Source organism: Rhodococcus sp. (in: high G+C Gram-positive bacteria) (assembly GCF_049299235.1).
Taxonomy (GTDB): domain Bacteria; phylum Actinomycetota; class Actinomycetes; order Mycobacteriales; family Mycobacteriaceae; genus Rhodococcus.
This window is the reverse complement of sequence record NZ_JBAQXC010000038.1, coordinates 1-2054: the sequence shown is the minus strand read 5'-3', so window position 1 is coordinate 2054 and position 2054 is coordinate 1. Positions and strand designations below refer to the sequence as shown.

Annotated in this window: 1 protein-coding gene; it reads right to left on the bottom strand. The window is 68.6% G+C overall.

All coding sequences use genetic code 11. The features are described from left to right. Positions 1-17 precede the first annotated feature (17 nt). On the bottom strand, positions 18-1859 hold the full coding sequence (ilvD, locus tag WAX14_RS02355; protein WP_422626491.1) for a dihydroxy-acid dehydratase: 1842 nt from the start codon (positions 1857-1859) through the stop codon (positions 18-20). Between the last annotated feature and the right edge of the window lie 195 nt (positions 1860-2054).

The window sequence follows — 2054 nt, the reverse complement described above, 5'->3', positions numbered from 1 at the left end:
AAACCGCGCACCGGTGGCTACGGCACGTAGCGCACGGCGCCCTTGTCCGCGGACGTGGCCAGCGCCGCGTACGCGCGCAGTGCCGTGGTGACGGTGCGCTGCCGATCCACGGGCTGCCACGGCTTCTCCGAGGCTTCCATCTTCGCGCGTCGCGTGGCGAGTTCCTCGTCGGACACCAGGATTTCGAGGGTGCGGGTTGCCACGTCGATCCGAACCTGGTCGCCGTTCTCGACGAGTCCGATCACACCGCCGGCCGCGGCTTCGGGGGAGATGTGCCCGATCGACAGGCCCGAAGTGCCACCGGAGAACCGGCCGTCGGTGATCAGCGCGCACACCTTGCCCAGGCCTGCGCCCTTGAGGAATGCGGTCGGGTGCAGCATCTCCTGCATACCGGGTCCGCCCTTGGGGCCTTCGTAGCGGACGACGATGACATCGCCCGGCGTGATCTGCTTCTGCAGGATCGCCGAGACGGCTGCCTCCTGCGATTCGACGACGACGGCCGGCCCTTGGAAGGTGAACAGTTCCTCGTCGATACCGGCGGTCTTGAGGATCGCGCCGTCGACGGCGATGTTGCCGCGCAGCACGCACAGGCCACCCTCGACGGTGTAGGCGTGTTCGATGTCCCGAATACATCCGGCTGCAGCATCCGTATCGAGGGCCGCCCAGCGGTTGTCGGTCGAGAACGGTTCGGTGGTGCGCACCCCGCCCGGTGCGGCGTGGAACAGTTCGAGGGCTTCGTCGGTGGTCTTGCCGGAGCGGATGTCCCAGTCGTCGAGCCACTGGTCGAAGCTCGCGGTGTGCACGGTGCTCACGTCCGTCTCGAGCAGACCTCCGCGCCGCAGTTCACCGAGCAGGGCGGGGATACCGCCGGCGCGGTGCACGTCTTCCATGTGGTAGTCGGAGTTCGGCGAGACCTTCGACAGGCACGGCACCTTGCGGCTGATCGCGTCGATCGTTTCCAGATCGAAGTCGACCTCGCCTTCCTGCGCGGCGGCGAGGGTGTGCAGCACCGTGTTCGTCGACCCGCCCATCGCGACGTCCAGGGCCATCGCGTTGCGGAACGCCGCCGGGGTCGCGACATTGCGCGGCAGGACCGACTCGTCGCCGTCGCGGTAGTACCGCAGTGCGGCTTCGACGACGGTGGTGCCGGCCCGCTCGAACAGGGCGCGGCGTGCGGCGTGCGTGGCGAGGGTCGAGCCGTTGCCGGGCAGCGCGAGACCGAGGGCTTCGGTGAGGCAGTTCATCGAGTTCGCGGTGAACATGCCCGAGCACGACCCGCACGTCGGGCAGGCGCTGCGTTCGACCTCGTCGAGACCTTCGTCGCTCACCGAGTCGCTCGCCGACGCGGAGATCGCGGTGATCAGGTCGGTGGGGGCGTGGGCGACACCGTCGACGACGACGGCCTTACCTGCCTCCATCGGACCTCCGGAGACGAACACCGTCGGGATGTTCAGGCGCATCGCGGCATTGAGCATGCCCGGAGTGATCTTGTCGCAGTTGGAGATACACACCAGCGCATCGGCGGTGTGTGCGTTGGCCATGTATTCGACGGAGTCGGCGATGATTTCGCGGCTGGGCAGCGAGTACAACATGCCGCCGTGGCCCATTGCGATGCCGTCGTCGACGGCGATGGTGTGGAATTCGCGGGCGACGCCACCGGCGGCCCGGACCGCGGCGGCGACGATCTCACCGACATCCTTGAGATGGACGTGGCCCGGAACGAACTGCGTGTAGGAGTTCGCGATCGCGACGATCGGCTTGCCGAAATCGGAGTCGGTCAGGCCGGTGGCGCGCCACAGGGAGCGGGCACCGGCGGCGTTGCGTCCGACGGTGGTGGTGCGTGACCTCAACGGGGGCATGTGCTGGTTTCCTTCACGGGGCTGGTGGCTGCGCCTTCGGCTGCCGGGCCGGCTGCCGGGCTGGGCAGGGGGCCGGGGTGCAGCGGTATCGAATTTACCGCTGTGCTATTTCGTGGCGTCATCCGACTCGGCCGCGACGGAGTCGGCCTCGGCAGCGGACCCGGCATCCTCCGCGGCAGCGGCGGTGCGGGCGGC

Bases quoted from the DNA above. Each gene is read 5' to 3' on its own strand.
- ilvD (WP_422626491.1), bottom strand. From the start codon at position 1,859: ATGCCCCCGTTGAGGTCACGCACCACCACCGTCGGACGCAACGCCGCC.